Genomic DNA, 17,995 nt, shown 5'->3' with positions numbered 1-17,995 from the left:
GTTTAAAAAATAGGGTTCATATTACTGTGCAGTTATAACTTTTTATTTTACAAGTCAACTATATCCGCTCCCTCATGGTCGCGGCTCGGTTTTGCACCATTATAATCATAACCCGAGCCGCGACCATGAGGGAGCAGATGTATAATAATCCATAAACAGTAAATCAGTTAAGGCTAACATTAAAAGACACCCTATTTAACAGGGTCGTGAACGACTACTAAAGCTGTCGCATTTCTAACCTATATAATTTATTGTTTCATCATTTATTGATCGTTGCACAACAAATTCCTCAAACTTTTTAATTTCGCCTTCGAGAGTTTGCATTCCCTCAGTCAATAAGGAATAAGTTGGGTATTTTTTGACTAAATGAGTGTTTGCAAAATCAATGGCTTCTTCGCCTTTCTGTGATAGGCGTTGGTATATTGATTCCATATTATCCATAGTACCTGCTGCTTTAGTAAATAAAGCCAAAGAATGAATCATGCGCGCATATCGAACGGGGTAATCATTCCATCCATGTTTTTTTAACGCTTCCAGGTAGAGGGAAACACACTCCAAATAAGCGGATACAAATTCATCATCAAATAATAGAATTTTTGCTTCATCAAGGCTAACCGAAGCATCATAATTTCTTTTTGGCCATCTCCATTCTGGTGGTACGTACATAGGAAAGGCCCACCAATCATAGTGATAGGTATTATTGAAAAACTCATCCGGTTTTTTCTTAAACAAATTCTTGAGAGTGTGTATCATCACCCGTTTTAGAATACTTAAGCGATTTTCCTGGTTTAATTCAACCAGTTTTATTTTAATCTGAGGCGGGAGATCAGTTTTTTTTAAAGCCTTCTCAGTATATTCCTCTATGGCTTGTTTCTCTTTGTCCTTGGCAAGAAGTTTAATAATATCATGCAGCATAACTGTCTCTCCTTAATGACTATGAACTATGAAGGAATTGAAGTGATTTGATTATAGAGTGTCGCGACTTTTTTGTATATCTAATAAACAAACAGTTTTTAAAATTTAGAATGAGACTTTCTAATGATCATATCACAAGGCACATTTCTTCATTATTTGTTAATAGTTGGTGTTTTTAGTGGCGTAGCCATTTCACCGCAATGTAATTTTATAAAATCAGTTGCTATATCTGGAAATTCTTTTTGTAACAATTTAGACAGTTCTTCATTTTTGCTCTGTGATTCTACAAATTGTTCATAGAGTTCAGGAGATGTTTTTTTATATATCGCCGTATAAAAATTATTGTTAGATAGCCCAGGGGCAATGATTTCAACTCGAGGATAGTTGTCTTCTACTACTCTGATTGTGATACGCTCAGGAAATTTCTCAGTAAAAAAATCAGTAGGTAATCTGGGGTTGTTATAAAAAGGGGAATAAGGAGTAATAAAATCAACATTTGTTGTCGGAAGAATTTCCGGAATCATCTTTTCTCTTAGTGCTTTGATATCAGTGAGTGTTATTTTTATATTTGTATTTTTAGTGCTTAGTGCGGTAGTAGCATTATTTAAATTCAGTATCTCTTGATCATTAGGCCAATTATTAGTTGCCAACTGAGTAATCGTATTCTGGACTATTTGTTCTTCAGTAGGCGAATTACCGCTAGGGGTTACTGATTCGGTAATCGGCACGGTGGCGTGAAGATAAAAGTCTACAAATGACCAAGGTAATAATTGCTGAACAACATAGGTTTCGCCAGGTTCGGCAGAGATAGTCATGAGAGGATGGACTGTTTTTTTTAATGGATCAATATAATAAATGGAATAGGTGCATCCTGCTACGTTTTCCTCATAAAGAGACAAAGTAGGCCCATGTTTAATAGCCAAAGGTTGTTTTCCTCCAATAATGTCCAGAAAGGTATGATTGCTACTATTAAAGCCAAAATAGAAATCATCGCCTGAATATAAGTCCTCTCGATTTTCTAATTGTTCGACATTATTGTATGCAGCCAATGCTGATGAGGGGTGCGCGGCTAGCAAACTAATTGGTATCATGATGACTCCTTAAATCCTTCAGGGGGGAAATTTACATTTTATTATCTCGGTTGAGAACATTTTCTTTATTTCCTTCCCTTATCTCCTCCATCTCATGTTTGAATTTCGATATAAATTCTTTGTTGTTTGATTGTTTTGTTGTAGGGTGCAAATGCTCTGGCATAGTAAATGGTGCTAATGCTTCTTGTACCTTTCTATAACCAGGATTTTCAGTATCGTAAAAGACATTTATTCTTTCTTCCAATGGGATTTGAATTATCGCTTCTTTGGCTCGTCCTGCTTTGGACTGATTACCCCAATACATAGGAGTATAACCCCATAATCCGGATCCATCTCGTTCCAGTCGTTCTATTTCTTTTTTTATTGTTTTTACTTCAGGTGAAGAAACTAATTGATACATGCTTCTTATTTCTTGTAAGCGCATGGCCAGCAAGACATAGTTATCCTGTTCTGCCTCTATTGTTTTCAACATGTCAGAACAGTATTGTGTCGTTGCGTCATCCCTTGCTCCAAAACCACATCGTTTAATTTTAGAAATCAAATTTTCACATCTTTCTCTAAGATTGGTAAGGTTAACGCCTGTTAATGCATTCTTGTCTTCAAGGAATCTTTGAGCAGTGTCTGTTTCCCGAATTCGAATCAATTGCTGGTATGTGTTGCCATCTTCCCAGCCGCGGGTTGCAATGATATTCATTGTATTAGTGAGATATTCCAATCCTAATTTTTGATGAACTTCAAGTAGCTTATCCAGTTTAACTTCTTGGTTATTAGCAAGTATGAGAGCATACGGTTCTGCTAAAGACGGGTTCTTATTTAATAATTCCATAAATTCAGTAAGATATTTTTCGTTGTTCTCATTTCTTGAAGAAGAATTTAAAAGTACTGAAGCCACTTTTTGTTTAATCTGCAGTTCAATCTCAGGATCCAGTTGAATTTTATTTTTCAAAGAGGAATAGAGATTTCCAATCTCTTTTACCATATCTATTTTTTCTAATAGCTTCTCTCCATTTAAAGCTCTATAGGATTTGAATTGTTCGCCTCCTGTAGAGGAAGTTTCTAAAAGACGCTGTCCTAACGCCAGTTTAAAACTAGGTAGTAGTGAAACCCTGCTTTGCATTAATGATATGGCATAGAAGGTTGTGAATAATGCCATTCCTTTCATCATATCCTCTTTTTTGAGTATCGGTTCCAGAGGCTTCAATTGTTCAATTGCTTTTTGCAGTTCTTTAAATTCTGTATTTTGGGTAGCCCAAAATTCAGTTAATGACTCCTTCAACTCAGAATGGTTATTTTTTTCAGCAAATTGAATTGCTTTTTCCAGTAAGGGTAGTGACGGTTTAAAATCTTCTTGTTTTAATATTTCTTCAACAAGAGAGCCGTGGCCAAGTGTTACGGCACGGAGGAAAAAGTCTTCTTTGGGTTTTAGATCTGATTTGGCGAAGACTCCCTGCATTAATTTCTTTTCGCGTCGGATGTTACCTATAATATCTAATTGATCAATAATTGAATCGATAGCATGATCAATTTTTTCTCCATCAAGTGTTTCAGAATCAATTTGTCCCTTCTCAAGCTGTTCGATATCAGTTAAAGGCAACGCTAATTTAAAAAGATTAACTAATAAGTCTTTTTGATAAACCTGGTTTTTTTCCTCATAAACATCTTCACCACCAGAGGTTTTCTTCCGTATTCGCTTCCCATCTTTGTCCAGCAGAGCATTTCCCTTGGAATCAATTTCGTAAGCAATAGTTTTAGTTTTATCGTAGGGAAATTCTCCTTTGCGTAAAAGAGCATAGGCAGCCTTAAGATCTTCCTTAATCATCGCCTCCGTATAATGATATGGTGGCTTATCTTGACTTAGAATCAAAAGAGGCACGTCGTATTGATATTTCTTTTTAATTTCCAGAGCATGAAATGCCAGGTTAAGACGATCAAAGAGTTGATCACGAGTTGCGTAGAGAGCTTGTGTAGCCCCTTTGGTATTTCCTGCCAAAATTTCATTATGCCCCCCAGCCTCAATGCTCTTTTTCTGTTGTTCAACTAATTGACTAAGATTAATCGCATATTTCGAACTTTTTCTAGCAGCCTCAATATTAATACGTTCAGTCATTGCCGAATAGAGCTCTTTAATTTCTTTTTGTACTTCTTTTTTCCCATTAAAACGCTCAAGATATATTTTCCGTTCTTGTTGTAGCAACATTTTAAAGTCCTGTAATGCTTCATCACCTGGTCGGTAACCCTTAGCATTAAGAACATCAAAAATCTTTTTCTTTCTCTTTTGTAAATGGTCTATGAGCTCTTCTTTCGTGCTGCCTTCTTTAAGAAGTTTGCTTTTGTCCAAAGCAATAACGTTGGTTTTGGAATAACGCTTAGGCTCTCCGGATTTCTCCATCTGGGCATTCAAATAGCGATAAAACTGTCTGTCAGTTATCGAAGGATCTTTTACCCAAAATTTGGTCACCGTATCCATATTCTCAGACCAGATATAGCGTTCATCTCTCAAATCAACCTGACGAACGTTTGAAAGAACCCCAATAGGGAAATAATTCCATTTTTTCTCTGCATAACCTGAAAATGGTATCACCTTACCATGATGAGGTAGTAAAGTATGAGCCAGTTTTTTAGTAAAAATAGTATTTTGAGGAGCCCCTGGTTTTCCCACAACCCAACCATCGGACACCTTGTCTTCAAACTTAACCGGCTCGGTTACAGGCTCTTGAAAACGAACATCAGGAAGTGTTGTTGTCACTACTTTTCGATCATAAACTTTGTTTGTTCTTGGATCAGTGTATTTTCCATGAATTACCGGGAAATGTATGTTCTCCCGAATAGGAGGGGTATAACGCTCATGAACCGGATCTTCAAAAGCTCTTAAAAGATAATCATAATCAGGAAAAGTCTCGCCGCTTAATGCCGTAGTAGAAACAAGACGTACTAAAGCCTGGCTATTTTGTATCATATCCAAAGCAGTAATATTACCCTCTGGATTAACCAAAGACTCTTCTCTATTAATCACTTTAGGTACAATAACTTGCTTAAACTCAATCAATTTATCATCACGTAATTGCTTGTAATGTTCCCTGTTCACTTCAATAGAAAATTGTTTGGGTGCATGTTCAATAATATCCACTTTAGCACCAAAAAGAATATCATAAGTTTCTTTAAAGGATTGAGCTTGTTCCTGACTCTCGAAAGAAACAGTAACTTTATTACCCAGCCTATCATGTTTTACAGCAGAAATTACAGGCAAAGTAGTCTGAGTAAGTCCTGGTACTGGTGTTATGGTTTGTAATGCATTAACCAAACTCACGGCATTCATGAGGTGGTTCACTTTATGTGGATTGCCTTCCTCACTGTGTTGAAAATCAAACATGCTCTTACTGGGATTTAGTTTTTCCGTATCAGTAAGATGTTTCACTGTTTCTTTAAGTAACAGGAATTGACGATAACAATCCAGGAGAGATTCTTCACTGGGGCTATTCAAATTCCAGATAAGACTTAATTCTTTAATGGACGCTTTTGCTTCTGAAAGAAATTTAATTCGATTTTCTACAGAAATGGGTGGTTTAAATTGCTCGTTGATTTCTTTTAGAGCTTTTATGATATCTTCTTTTTTTGTTTCAAAGGTTTCTCTGGAGAGCAATCCAAACATGGATTTTTGTCCAGTTAACTCCAGAGTATCGAAACTGCAACGCAATATATTGAATGCGGAAGTTAATTTTGCAGTTTCAGCGCTGTCTACTGCTTTGAATAAGCCACTTTGACTTAAATAAGAAAATAAGATAGAAACACTTTTTGCTCCTCCTTCCTTGGTAGGATACAGAGGATAACAGCGAGTTAAATCAATGCCATGGGCTTTGTTCATCATGGAAAGCTTGGCATCAGCCAATTCACGAATTGGGCCAACGGGAAATAATTTTGCTATGGTATAGTTTTTTTTGGTAATCAAGGTTACCGCTTGTTCACGTGAGACGATGTTTCCAAGCCCCTTCTCTTTTTCAATCACATAATCTATGAACACTTCTGGCGGTGAAGTTCGTCTATCAATACAATCCTTGATATTGGAATAGCCCATTAATTCGACAATAATTGCATCTTGATAAAACTTGTCCAGATCATCACCATAGAGATGTTTCGCATTATCACTACAGTATTTTAGGTATTCTTTTCCGGATGTCACTCTGAAACTTTCATAAGTGGCACGTCCTAATTTATTTGCCCCAGTATCGTTGAATCCTGTTTCATCTCTTCTGCCTACAACACTGAACAGCATCATCAGCTGTAATTTTTCAAGTTCAGGCTCGGTTAATGCTTTATAATCGGTATTCTGTTCTTGCATAAAAGCATGTATTGCAGTAATGGAATAGGCGGCTCGGACAGAATGAGTTAAACCATGGTTTGGACGATGAATAATATGCTTTATTTTAGAATTAAAATCACCTTCGAGACGTCCTTCATTCAAAGTGGATTGGCCTCGGGCAACAATATCATCATACAATTGCTTTGCTTTTAATTTATCTGAGTCAAATGATTTTAATTTTTCTTTTTGTTCTTCCAGAGCCTTGCGAATTTCTTCTGCTTTTTCGGATTCTACAGCTTCTTTCTCGGCTTTAGTGAGTTCAAGGATTTTATCTTCTATTTCAGATCGTTTTTTTTCAAATTCTGAATCAGAAGCATGAAACTTATGTACGAGCTTTAAGTCTTCTTGAGGTACAATTTTTCCATCCAGAATAATGTCAACATATTTTAGAGCGACATCACCGCTTAAATGAATTAATTTACCATTTTCAAGCTGAATCATTGCCAATTGGTTAAACCAACGACCCACCATTGGGGTAATGGAATAGGGTTTAGAAAAATGATTTTCACTGATGTATTCAACAGCTTTCAGAAAGCGATTTTTATCAATTAGTGTTTTCACTGCAGTGCCTGATTCAATATTGAAGTTTATTTAGTTGACTACTTAAAAAACATCCATATTGATTATTGTAGACCACTATAGAATTAATATTGTCTATTATGAACAAAATTTAAGTAATATGCAATTATAATTTTCATATATTTCTTTTTTTTAAATAAAAAGTAATTTTTTTTATATTATTGATAGGATCCTGGTAGGGTAGGACTGTTTACATTATAAAAAATAGAATAAAGCATCATGATGTGTTTACAATTCAACCCTAATTTAATGTGAGTTCGATATCAAAAATGATGTTATTTTTTGATATCGAATCAGACTCTTTTGGAGTGTATCCCATATCAATGCTATGAATCTCCGCTTTTGCCGGGGACAAGCTTTATGGGATAATGTTCGTTTAGCGAAGTTGCAGTATTTTTGAGCTTTGTTGAGATTCTCTTGTTTGTAGTGAACATTGCTTTAATAGAAATTCATCGACCATATCTGCAAATTCTTCCTTAAGTAAGGAAGTCAGTTCTTCAGGATTACTGAGAGAAGACTTGAATTGTTCATAAAGCATAGGAGAGGTATTCTTGTAAACAGCAGTGTATGAGCTGTCATTTTCCAGACCAGGTGCTATGATTTCAATTCTGGGATAGCCGTCTTCTATGAATCTGACTGTTATTTGATTAGGAAATTTGTTTTTAATAAAATCAATGGTTAATCTGGCGTTATTATGAAATGGGGAGTGGGGAGTAATAAAATTTGTTACATTTGGTATAGGTACTTCTGGATGCAAGAGTTCTTTTACTTGTTTTAAATCATGCACCGTAATTTTCAAATTGGAGCATTGGCCGTGAAGATCCAAAATGTCACTATTTAACTTCTCCAGTTGCTTATCACTAGGCCATTGGCCTGTAATTATCTTCTCAATGGCATCTTGAATTCTATATTCCGAATGAGCTATGTTGCTTTTAGCACTTTCCAATTTTTCAGTAGGTTGGGTTCTATTCAGGTAAAAATCGGTAAAAGACCATGGCAGTATTTTCTGAAATACAAAGGTGTCTTCTGGTTTTGCGCTTATGGAAATTATCGGAACTAACTTTCTTTCTTCAGGATCTATACAATAGATTGTACAGGAACATCCTTCAAGACTTTGTTTATATAGACATAAGGTTTGCCCATATTTAATGGCTAGAGGCTTTTTGCCTCCTATAATATCCAGAAAGGAATGATTGCTGCTGTCAAAACCAAAATAAAAATCATCCCCTGTGTATAGGTCATTTCTTTTGGCTAGTTCCTTTTCATTACTGTAAGTTTTTAATGATGAAGAAGCATGAGCATCTAGTAAACTAATCAATATCATGGAAACTCCTTTAGTGATTACAGGTTATGTTAATTTTTAATTTATCCTGACTCAAACAGTGATTCAGACCTAATTATTTAACAGTGGGTGACTTAACTGGTGTTTCATCCTCAATTTTTTCTACCTTTGCTCTATTGTAAAATAATCTAATTGCTTCTTTGGATTTTTTGGAATTTGCCACTTTCTCAACTTCTGTGAAACTTTTAGCAGCATTTTCTGAAGTGACCCTGTTGTTCTGGTTAACCGGGTTTGCAAAGGATATCCTATGTGAAGCAAGAGCAATTCTCACTTTATTGCAGGTTGGACTGTTTTCATTTGAAAAGATATGTATCCTTTCAATTAATGGTACAATTGCTACAGCTGCCTTGATTCGGTTTGCTTTACTCCTATTGCCGATGCTAAAAAGACTTTCAGCATTTTTTTCAAGCCGCTCAACCTGTTTTTTGATGGCTTTCATTTCAGGGGAATGCACCGCTGCATCAATCTGCTTTAATTGTTGTAAGCTCATAGCCATCATGACAAAATCCCCTTTTCCTTTTTCTATCATGTCCCTCATTGCTTTACAATAATCTTGAGTGGCAGTATCGCGCTTACCCAAGCCAGCATGTTCAATTTGTTTAATCAATTTTTCACATTCTTGTTTAATATTTTCAAGACTTTTATCTTGTAAAGCATGCTCATCTTTAAGGTATTGTTTCGCTTTTTCCGTTTCTTTAAATTCTATTAAAAGCCGATAGTTGTTACCGGCATCCCAACCTCGTGTCCCAATAATAGTTAGCGTATTGAAGAGATGTTCAATTCCAAGTTCATCATAAATCTCAATCAATTGGTCTAATTTGACCATTTGATTATTAGCTAGTATTTGTGCATAAGGATTTACTAATTCAGGGTTTTTATTTAGTAATTCCTTAAACTTTGTAACCAGAGTTTCATTTTTTGCTTTCCTTGAAGCATTGTTTAAAAATACCTCTGGCATTTTTTGTTGGACGAGTTCAGTAAATTCTTGTGGAAGATTAATTCGTTTTTGGAGAATCTGAGTTCGATTGATTACATTAATAATAATTTCTATACGTTTTTTTTGAGCATCTACCAGGGCTTCAGATGAGAGTTCTTTATCTTTAAAAGAGTCTAGTTGTTCAATGAGTGATTTCAACTCTTTGTATCCAGTATTTTCAGTTACCCAAAGTTCGGATAGAGTATTTTTTAATTCAATATGATTATTTTTTTCTGCGAATTGAACGGACTTTCCTAATAGTTCCAGAGCAGGTTTGAAATCATCACGGCTTAGAATTTCTTTAACTAGCACTTGATGACCAAGGGCTACAGCACGCAGGAAAAAATCTTCTTTGGGTCTTGGATCAGGTTTGGCGAAGATTTTTTGCATTAGTCTCCTTTCACGCCTGACGTTACCTATGATATCCATTTGCTCTACTATGGATTCGATTGCTTTGTCTACTTGCACTTTTGTTATTTCTGATTTATCAATTGTGCCGCGTTTTATCTGACCCAAATTGTCTAGTTCAGGTAATCCGAGTTTAAATAAGTCTCTTAATAGATCTATTTGATATTTAATATTTTTAGGCTCTTTGATTTCATGGCCACGTTCATTCTTTTTGATTACAGCCTCGCCATTTTTAATAACAAAGAGTCCCTCTTTATCAAGTTCATATACCGGGAATATTTCTCTGTCAAAAGGAAAATTATTATTTTTTAATAAACTGTAGGCATCTTCCAGATCCGCTTTAATCATAGCTTCAGTATAATGATAGGGCGGTTTATTCTCACTGATGATGAGAAGTGGTAGATCATAGTGATACTGTTTTTTTATTTGTAGTGCATGGAATGCCAGGTTTAAGCGATCAAATAATGTATCTTTACAGGCGTAAAGGGCGTTTACGGAGCTTTTTGTATTGCCTGCCAATATTTCATTATGCTCTTCTGTGTCTTGAGATTTTTTCTGTAATTCAACCAGTTCGCGAATAGATATGGCATATTTAGGGTGTTTTCTTTTTTCTTCCAGGGTTAATCTTTCTCCTAATGCGGAATATATTGTTTTAATCCTTTTCTGCGCGGGCTTATCTCCGGATGCTTGAGCAAGATATTCTTTGAGTTCCTGTCGAAGCAGCATTTTAAAATCTTGAATTGCTGCATCATTAGGACGGTAATGTTTATTGTTAAGATACACAAGAATTTTCTCTGCCCTATTTTCCAGGTATTTGATTAATACATCAGAGGATGAGGCTTTCTGTATCTTGTTTTTATCATAAGCAATGACACCTGTTGAATAGCGTTTTGGTTTATTTAGGTCATCATTTTGCACATTAAGTAATCTAAGTAGTTTTTTTTCATATGTTGAAGTATCTCTTATCCAAAATTTGGTACAACTCGACATATTTTGTGACCAGACATAACGTTCGTCTTTTAAATCGACTTGTTCAATATTGGAAAGAATACCAATCGGGAAATAGTTACTTCTTTTATGTTTATAGCCGGGGAAAGGTTTTACTTTTCCATGAGGAGGTAACAAAGTATGGGCGAGCTTTTTAGTGTAGATGGTATTTCGTGGCCCGCTTGGTGTGCCTGTGGTTAATCCATCAGAGAGTTTATCTGTGAATCGCACTGGTTCTGTAATGGGTTCTTGGAAACGCAGTTCTGGTAAGGGAGAGGTTACTACACGTCTCACATAACAGATTCCATTTCTTGGGTCGTAGTATTTTGTATGATCAACCGGAAAATTTTCAAACTCTTTTATAGGAGGTGTATATCGCTCGTGAACAGGGTCTTCCAAGGTTCTTAATAGATAATCGTAATCGGGGAATTTTTCTCCACTTAAAGGAGTAGTTGAGACGAGTCGGACTAGTGCTCGACTATGCTCAATCAAATTTAGTGCTTCTACAGTGCCATTTTCACCAATAAGAGATTCTTCTCGGCTCACTGTCTTAGGTACAGAGACTTGTTTGAATTCAACCTGTCTCTCTTTGACCAGTTGCAGGTAATTTTTTCTGTCGACCTCAATAGCAAATTTTTCTTCGTCGGTGCTGTTAATGTTTGGTGTAATACCAAAGAGGATACTGTAAGTTTCTTTAAAGGACTCTGCCTGTTGACGGTCATCAAAAAAGGTCGTGACTATATTTTTTGGCCTGTCGTGTTTTACTTTGGAAATGACAGGTAAAGCAGTCTGAGTAAGTCCCGGCACTGGCGTTATGGTTTGTAATGCATTGACCAAACTCACGGCATTCATGTGGTGGTCCACTTGATGTGGTTTGCCTTCTTCACTGTGTTGAAAATCAAACATCTTCTTACTGGGATTTAGTTTGTTTGCAGCAGTAAAGTGTTTTGCCGTTTCTTTCAGAAGTAATAGAGAGCGATAGGATTCAAGAAGTATCTCTTCATTATCATCGCGAAGAGTCCAAAACAAACTTATTTCTTTAGTTACTGCACGTGCTTCCTCAAGCAGTTTGGTACGATTCGCAGAAGAAACAGGTGGTTGAAATCTGACATTAATTTCTTTTAAAGCATTTAATATTGTTTCTTTTTGTGCTTCGAATGTCTCTTTTGAAATAAAGCCAAACATAGAGTTTTGTCCTGTCAGATCCAAAACATCGAAGCTACAGCGCATTAATTTAAATACTGATGCTAATTTTTCAACATCCAGGCTATTGAGTGTTTTATAGAGGCCGGATTGGTTTAAATAGGTGTTCAGAATACCAATACTTTTGGCACCGCCCTCTTTTTCAGGATAAAGGGGATAGCATCGGGTCAGCTCCAGGCCATGGGCTCTGTTCATCATATTCAGCTTGGCATCAGCTAATTCACGAATTTTGCCCTCAGGAAATAATTTTTCAATACTGTAAGTTTTTTTTGTAATCAAGGTGAGCGCTGCTTCACGAGTAATTTTTCGATTTTGGGTGCGCTCTTTTTCAATCACATAATCAATAAAAACTTCTGGTGGGGTTGTTCGTCTATCCAGACAATCTTTAATATCTGTGTAACCCATTAGCTCTACTATAATAGCATCCCGATACAGTTCTTCCAGGTTATCTCCATAGAGATTTTTGACATTAATCCTGCTGTATTTGAGATATTCTTTACCGGAATTTACCCTGAAACTTTCGTAAGTTGCTCGACCTAATACATTGGGTCCAGTGTCATTAAAGCCTGTCTCATCTTGTCTTCCTACTACACTGAATAACATCATGAGCTGAAGTTTTTCAAGTTCAGGATCTGTTAAGGATTTATGTGCTGATTTATATTCCTGTTTAAACACATGTATGGCAGTAATTAAATACGCAGCTCGGGTAGAGTGAGTCAAGCCATGATTAGGGCGATACACGATGTGTTTTATTTTAGAGCCATAAGCCAATTCAAGACGTTCTTTATTTAAAGAGGATTGGCCTCGAGCTACAAGATTATCATATAGTTGTTTGGCTTTTAGCTTATCAGAATCAAAAGTAAGCAGTTTTTCTTGTTGTTCTTTTAGTTCTTCAGTTTTTTGTTCTATTTCCAGGGGTTCAAGTTTTTCTTTAAGTGCATTGGTAAGTTGATTAATTTTGCTTACCAATTCAATGCGTTCTTTTTCAAATTCAGAATTCGCAGCATGGAATTTATGTACTAGCTCAATGTCTTTCGGATCAACTACTTTTTCGTCGAGAGTGATGTCGATGAATTTTCTGGCAACGTCGCCACTTAAATGAATCAATTTGCCATTTTCGAGCTGAATCATTGCCAATTGGTTAAACCAACGACCCACCATGGGAGTTATTGAATAAGGTATTGAAAAATAGTTTTCGCTGACGTATTCAACAGCTTTGAGAAAACGATTTCGATTGATTAATGTTTTCATAGAGTACCTGTGGGGGTTAGAGAATTTATTTTCACTCTTCTCAAAAACGTAAATTCATTCATCTGGTTGTTAGAGTTTTTGCTGTTATTTATTAAATTCTCTTTGACTTATATGAGATTATATCTATTTCTTTGATTTCAGTCAAAATTTAGTCACTCTCAATAATATTGGAACACAATGTATTAATTGTATAATTAAACATCAGAATTAATGACCATCTTATTGAAATTCCCTGGTATGTATTGTTAATTTTTTACTGTTAGAGATGGTCTTATGATTATTTGTTCATTAACTCAGGTTAATTACAACGCGAATCGCTTGAAGTTTTAAGGTAGACGCATTTATGAAATGGCTACTTTCTGACATTTTCTTTTTAAAGAATTCAATCTCTTCATTGCGGATTGTAGGATTAAACTTTTGTAATGCTTCCAATCGATTCATTTCTTGAGAGGTAGTGAGTTCCATATTTGATTTTGCTTCTTCGATAAATAATTTCATCTGGGTTTCTGCAATCTGGTTAGTTTGTTGCAAAATGGATTCAATATCTTCTCGAACTTGTTTAATAACAGGGTAACCAAGATGACGTTTAACCGGCTGACATAGATCATTGAGTTGCTCATAACTTAAAATATTCGATAAATTTTTACCATGTGCATCCATCAATATTCTAATTGGCGATGAAGGGATAAATCGGTCAAGCTGTAGATATCTAGGGGCTGAAGTATTGATTGTATAAAAAGTTTCCAGAAAGAGAGTTCCTGGCTTTATACTTTTGATTGAAATGGTGGTAATCGTGGCATTACCCAGCTCTGATTCCAGAATCATTTCAATTGAGTCATGTACCATAGGGTGTTCCCAACTTAAAAACTCCATGTCTTCACGAATAAGAGCTTTAGGGCGAGAATAGGTGACAGTCATTCCATCCTCTTTTAATCCAGGAAAATGGGTGGTTTTCATGTGGTTACTCGGACGTAATATTTCGGCGTTTTCAGAGTGATATTCCTGAGCGATGCCATATTCTTGGAAAACTTGCGTCATGTAATTTTCAAGTTCAAGACAGTTTTCTTCAGCCTCTATGGCTTCTATAAGTTCTTTTCCAATAGCATGGTTACAAGAATTCAATTCTAATAACCTGTCTCTTCCAGCGTCGAGTGCTTCCTTAATTTGGTGGGTATATAATTTAGTATCAGTAATGAGTTTTTCCAATGCCTTATTCTCTGTTTCTTGTGTTGTATCGCTCAAAATGGGCACTAGTCTACTTTTGAAGGCTTCAAATATTGAAAAACCAACGGAACAACTGTGTTGTAAAATATTGATCCCTTCATGATACCAGCGAAATAATTTTTCCTGTGCTGTACTTATTAGATAGGGTACGTGAATTTCAATGGGATGATTTTGACCGATACGATCTAATCGTCCAATGCGTTGCTCCAGTAAATCAGGGTTTAATGGCAAATCAAATAAAACCAGATGATGAGAAAATTGAAAATTTCTTCCTTCGCTGCCTATTTCAGAACAAACGAGAACTTGCGCACCATCCTCATTCTCTGAAAAATAAGCGGCTGCTCTATCACGCTCAATAATGGTTAACTCTTCATGAAAGGCAGCACTGCGAATACCTGTTTTTAATTTTAAGTGTTGTTCTATCGTAATAGCAGTGTCTTTATTTGCACAGATTACCAGAATTTTTTCAGGATGTAGCTCATTAATTTTATCAACAAGCCAGGTAACTCGAGTGTCATGGTTTACCCAAGAATCATCATTGATCAGAGTTTCTGGATAAAGTTTGTAAGAGTGGTGCTCCTTACTAATCTCACAATAAATTGCAGGGCAGTTTAATGCGACAGGGTGGACTATTCGTTTGGGAAATCCCTTCACTGCAGCGCGCGTATTGCGAAAAAGTACTCGTCCTGTACCATATCTATCAATTAATTCTCTAATTGTTGCATTAATGCTGGTAGGGGCATTTTTTCCTAAAAATTGTTTTAAATAGGGATAGAATTGGGGGGATAAATCATCTATTTCATTTTTTTCTTTATAATCAATTAACTCTTGAATTAATTTATTAATTTCCTGGTACTGTTTTTCTTCATTTTTAAATACTGAAAAATCATAAAAACGTGCTGGATCAAGAAGGCGAAGGCGCGCGAAATGACTTTTTATTCCAACTTGTTCAGGAGTAGCAGTAAGAAGAAGCAAACCAGCGCTCCGAGCTGATAACATTTCGATCAATGTGTATTCTGAACTTTGAGATTCTTCGGACCAAGAGAGATGATGTGCTTCATCAACTACAAGAAGATCCCATTGCGTAGCCAATGCCTGCTCACGAGCTGTTTTATTTTCCATAAGAAAATCCAGGCTGGTCAATACCAGTTGTTCATCTTCAAACAGATTAACATTCTCTAAAGCCAATTCAATTGGATTGTTTTCATACTCTGGTTCATTCAAAGTGTTTGCTGAACTCTCGTATCGATTTTGATCAACGATAGAAAAGTGCAGATTGAATCGTCTTAACATTTCAACAAACCACTGATGAATCAGTGAATTTGGAACAATGATAAGAACTCGAGAAGCACGGCCAGTATGCAGTTGATAATGCAGGATCATTCCTGCTTCAATCGTCTTACCTAAGCCTACCTCATCAGCCAGTAGTACTCTGGGGGCAAATCTTTGGGCCACTTCATGGGCAATATAGATTTGATGTATGAGATGATTGGTACGCGAACCTAATAGCCCTCGTGCTTTAGATTGTTGCAATCTGCTGAAATGGTTCAAAGTTTCTATTCTAAGCTTAAAAGTGTTAAGTTTGTCTAATAATCCGCTAAAGAGTCTTTGTTGTGGCGAGTTCAGTTTGATAAAGCAATTAAGGACTACCTCGCTCACTTGAATCTTATTTCCTGACTCGTCTTTTCCTGTATAAATTAAAACTCCATTTTGTTCCTGCATAGCAGTCACTTTTATTTTTTGCTGTTCGGTGGTGATGATTTCTTCACCCATTTTGTAGACTATTCGGCTTAATGGGGCATTACCTATCGCATAAATTCTGTCTTCTCCTGCTGCTGGAAAGCTTATAGAAACTTGCCTGACGTCTACATCAGTGATAATGCCCAAACCTAGTTGTGATTCGGTGTTGCTTATCCAGCGTTGGCCGATAGAAAATGTCATTTAGAGAAATTTCCTCTTTGTTTAGAAGGTCGATGAATTGCCTGTTTTTATAATGCGTGATTGTATCAATTTTTGATAGAACTTACATGAATAATTTTAGCCACATAATGATTAATGTATTGACACTCTTTGTTTGCGAAAAAATAACTAAAAGGGAAAATTGGGTTAAGTAAAGATCATTTTCAGACGATTTAACTGATGCAATGAAAAGATTCTTTTTAATCGAAGCGTTTTAATTATTTACAAATATAAATTGTTGGCTAATTATTACGCTTTTCTTTAACTTAGTGATTGAATTTTCAGATCTTTTTTTTAGCGACTTTTATAAAATAAAATTTAATTACAAAAAATGCAAGAATTACTTGTCTTATTAGCTTTTTATGATTAAAAATGGTGTTCTAAGGAAGATTTTTAATCGTAAGGAGTAACTATGGCTACTAATGAAACAGAGCTTCAAGTATTGATCCAAAGTGATAAGAATTCAGTAATCACTACCGAGGGCTCAGAAAGTACTTTAAAGGATCCCAAGACAAGTACTGCCACTCCTGAAATTGAAACAGACAGTCTTAATAAAATCGTTCATACCCAAAAACAACTTAGCCAGGTTAAAGAAAGTTTGGGTTCTATAGTAGACAGCATAGCGGAAAATCCCAGTTTATTTACTCGAGCAGCAACGGCATGGGGTGAACTGCCCATGTGGCAAAAAGTTACCGGCGGTATTGTTTTAACAGGACCTTCTTTAGCGATAGGTTTGTTCGCACACATCGGGGTTTTGTTAGTGATAGGCGGAGTAACAGGAATAGCCTATACAGCAAGCGGGATTGTTTTAGATGACCATCACACATGCAATGTGAATATTGCCAAACGCTTGAAAGAAGGAATTTTTGGTTTGGCTGATGTGTTGCAAATTACCATTGAGGCGTTAGATGCCATTCGCAAAATGTTTGCGGAGGAAATTGCAAAATTTAAGAATGAAAATATCAGATTGACTGAAAATATTGATCGGCTGGGCAATGAAGTGGAATCGCTTAGCATGCAAGTTGAATTGTATATCGAAACTGAAAGATTACTTCGCGAAACCAAAAATGAGCTGGAACAAACCGCCAAAAAACTTGAAGAGTCTGCGACTAAACAAACTGAGTTGTTGGAAGAAAATCAAAAAGTGCTGTCAAAAATTAGAAAGGACTATGAAAAGAGCCAATTACAGCTAGCTGAAAAAGTAATAGAGTTACACGAAGTAAAAGTGTCTCTAGGGTTGGAGGTTCAAAAGGCTAAAACAGTTGCCAAGACATTAGAAGGAACAGTCCAGACTTTAACAGGAACTGTTATTGCTGATGAAGAACAACGCGTTTCATTCCAACAGAAACTTGATGGATTCCTTAATAATAAACAACTTGGCTTCGATCAGGTAGCAGAGCGAATTTGTAAAGCAGAAGAAGAGCTTAGATTAGTTAAAGAAGAATTAAAAAAGAGTAATGAACGCTATGAGGAGCTACTAAGTCGCCAAGAAAAGCAAGTTGAGCGCCTGGAGCAATTGGGTTTACACAAGTTGGTTCTACAAGTAGTTAATAAAGAAAATATCAGACCTAGTAACGATTCTGTCAATTTGGGTTTGCATTCTCATGGAATATATAGTCCTCGAAATAAATCTAAAGAAGGGACAATAGGTAGTGAGAAAGTTGAGGGAACTGAGGAAACTGTTAAGTTAGTTGTTTAAGAGA

General features: G+C 36.0%; 7 protein-coding genes. 1 reads left to right on the top strand and 6 read right to left on the bottom strand.

Features of this window, described 5'->3' with window-relative positions; genetic code table 11:
- Window positions 1-234: 234 nt before the first annotated feature.
- From ACZ5EK_RS11695 to rapA, 6 genes are all read right to left on the bottom strand, one after another.
- Window positions 235-915 carry a hypothetical protein gene (locus tag ACZ5EK_RS11695; protein ID WP_464429765.1) on the bottom strand — a complete coding sequence of 227 codons (681 nt, stop codon included), beginning with the start codon at window positions 913-915 and terminating at the stop codon, window positions 235-237.
- 152 nt (window positions 916-1,067) lie between these two features.
- Window positions 1,068-2,006: a hypothetical protein gene (locus ACZ5EK_RS11690; RefSeq protein ID WP_464429763.1), complete on the bottom strand. Its 939-nt coding sequence runs from the start codon at window positions 2,004-2,006 to the stop codon at window positions 1,068-1,070.
- A gap of 31 nt (window positions 2,007-2,037) precedes the next feature.
- The gene (locus tag ACZ5EK_RS11685; protein WP_464429761.1) at window positions 2,038-6,924 is read right to left on the bottom strand and encodes a SidE phosphodiesterase domain-containing protein; all 4,887 of its coding nucleotides are present in this window, start codon (window positions 6,922-6,924) and stop codon (window positions 2,038-2,040) included.
- Window positions 6,925-7,318: 394 nt separating this feature from the next.
- Complete coding sequence (locus tag ACZ5EK_RS11680; RefSeq protein ID WP_464429759.1) at window positions 7,319-8,266, bottom strand: hypothetical protein; 948 nt, start codon at window positions 8,264-8,266, stop codon at window positions 7,319-7,321.
- A gap of 73 nt (window positions 8,267-8,339) precedes the next feature.
- Window positions 8,340-13,109: a SidE phosphodiesterase domain-containing protein gene (locus ACZ5EK_RS11675; RefSeq protein ID WP_464429756.1), complete on the bottom strand. Its 4,770-nt coding sequence runs from the start codon at window positions 13,107-13,109 to the stop codon at window positions 8,340-8,342.
- 288 nt (window positions 13,110-13,397) lie between these two features.
- A complete protein-coding gene (rapA, locus tag ACZ5EK_RS11670) occupies window positions 13,398-16,274 on the bottom strand; it encodes an RNA polymerase-associated protein RapA (protein WP_464429754.1) in 2,877 nt (958 codons plus the stop codon).
- Between the two features lie 430 nt (window positions 16,275-16,704).
- Between rapA and ACZ5EK_RS11665 the strand changes: the two genes are divergently transcribed.
- A complete protein-coding gene (locus ACZ5EK_RS11665) occupies window positions 16,705-17,991 on the top strand; it encodes a LegC2/C7 family Dot/Icm T4SS effector (protein ID WP_464429752.1) in 1,287 nt (428 codons plus the stop codon).
- Window positions 17,992-17,995 lie beyond the last annotated feature (4 nt).

The organism is Legionella sp. JM-2024 (assembly GCF_055389095.1).
The sequence above is the reverse complement of the archived record's forward strand: the minus strand, read 5'-3'. Positions and strand labels throughout refer to the sequence as shown.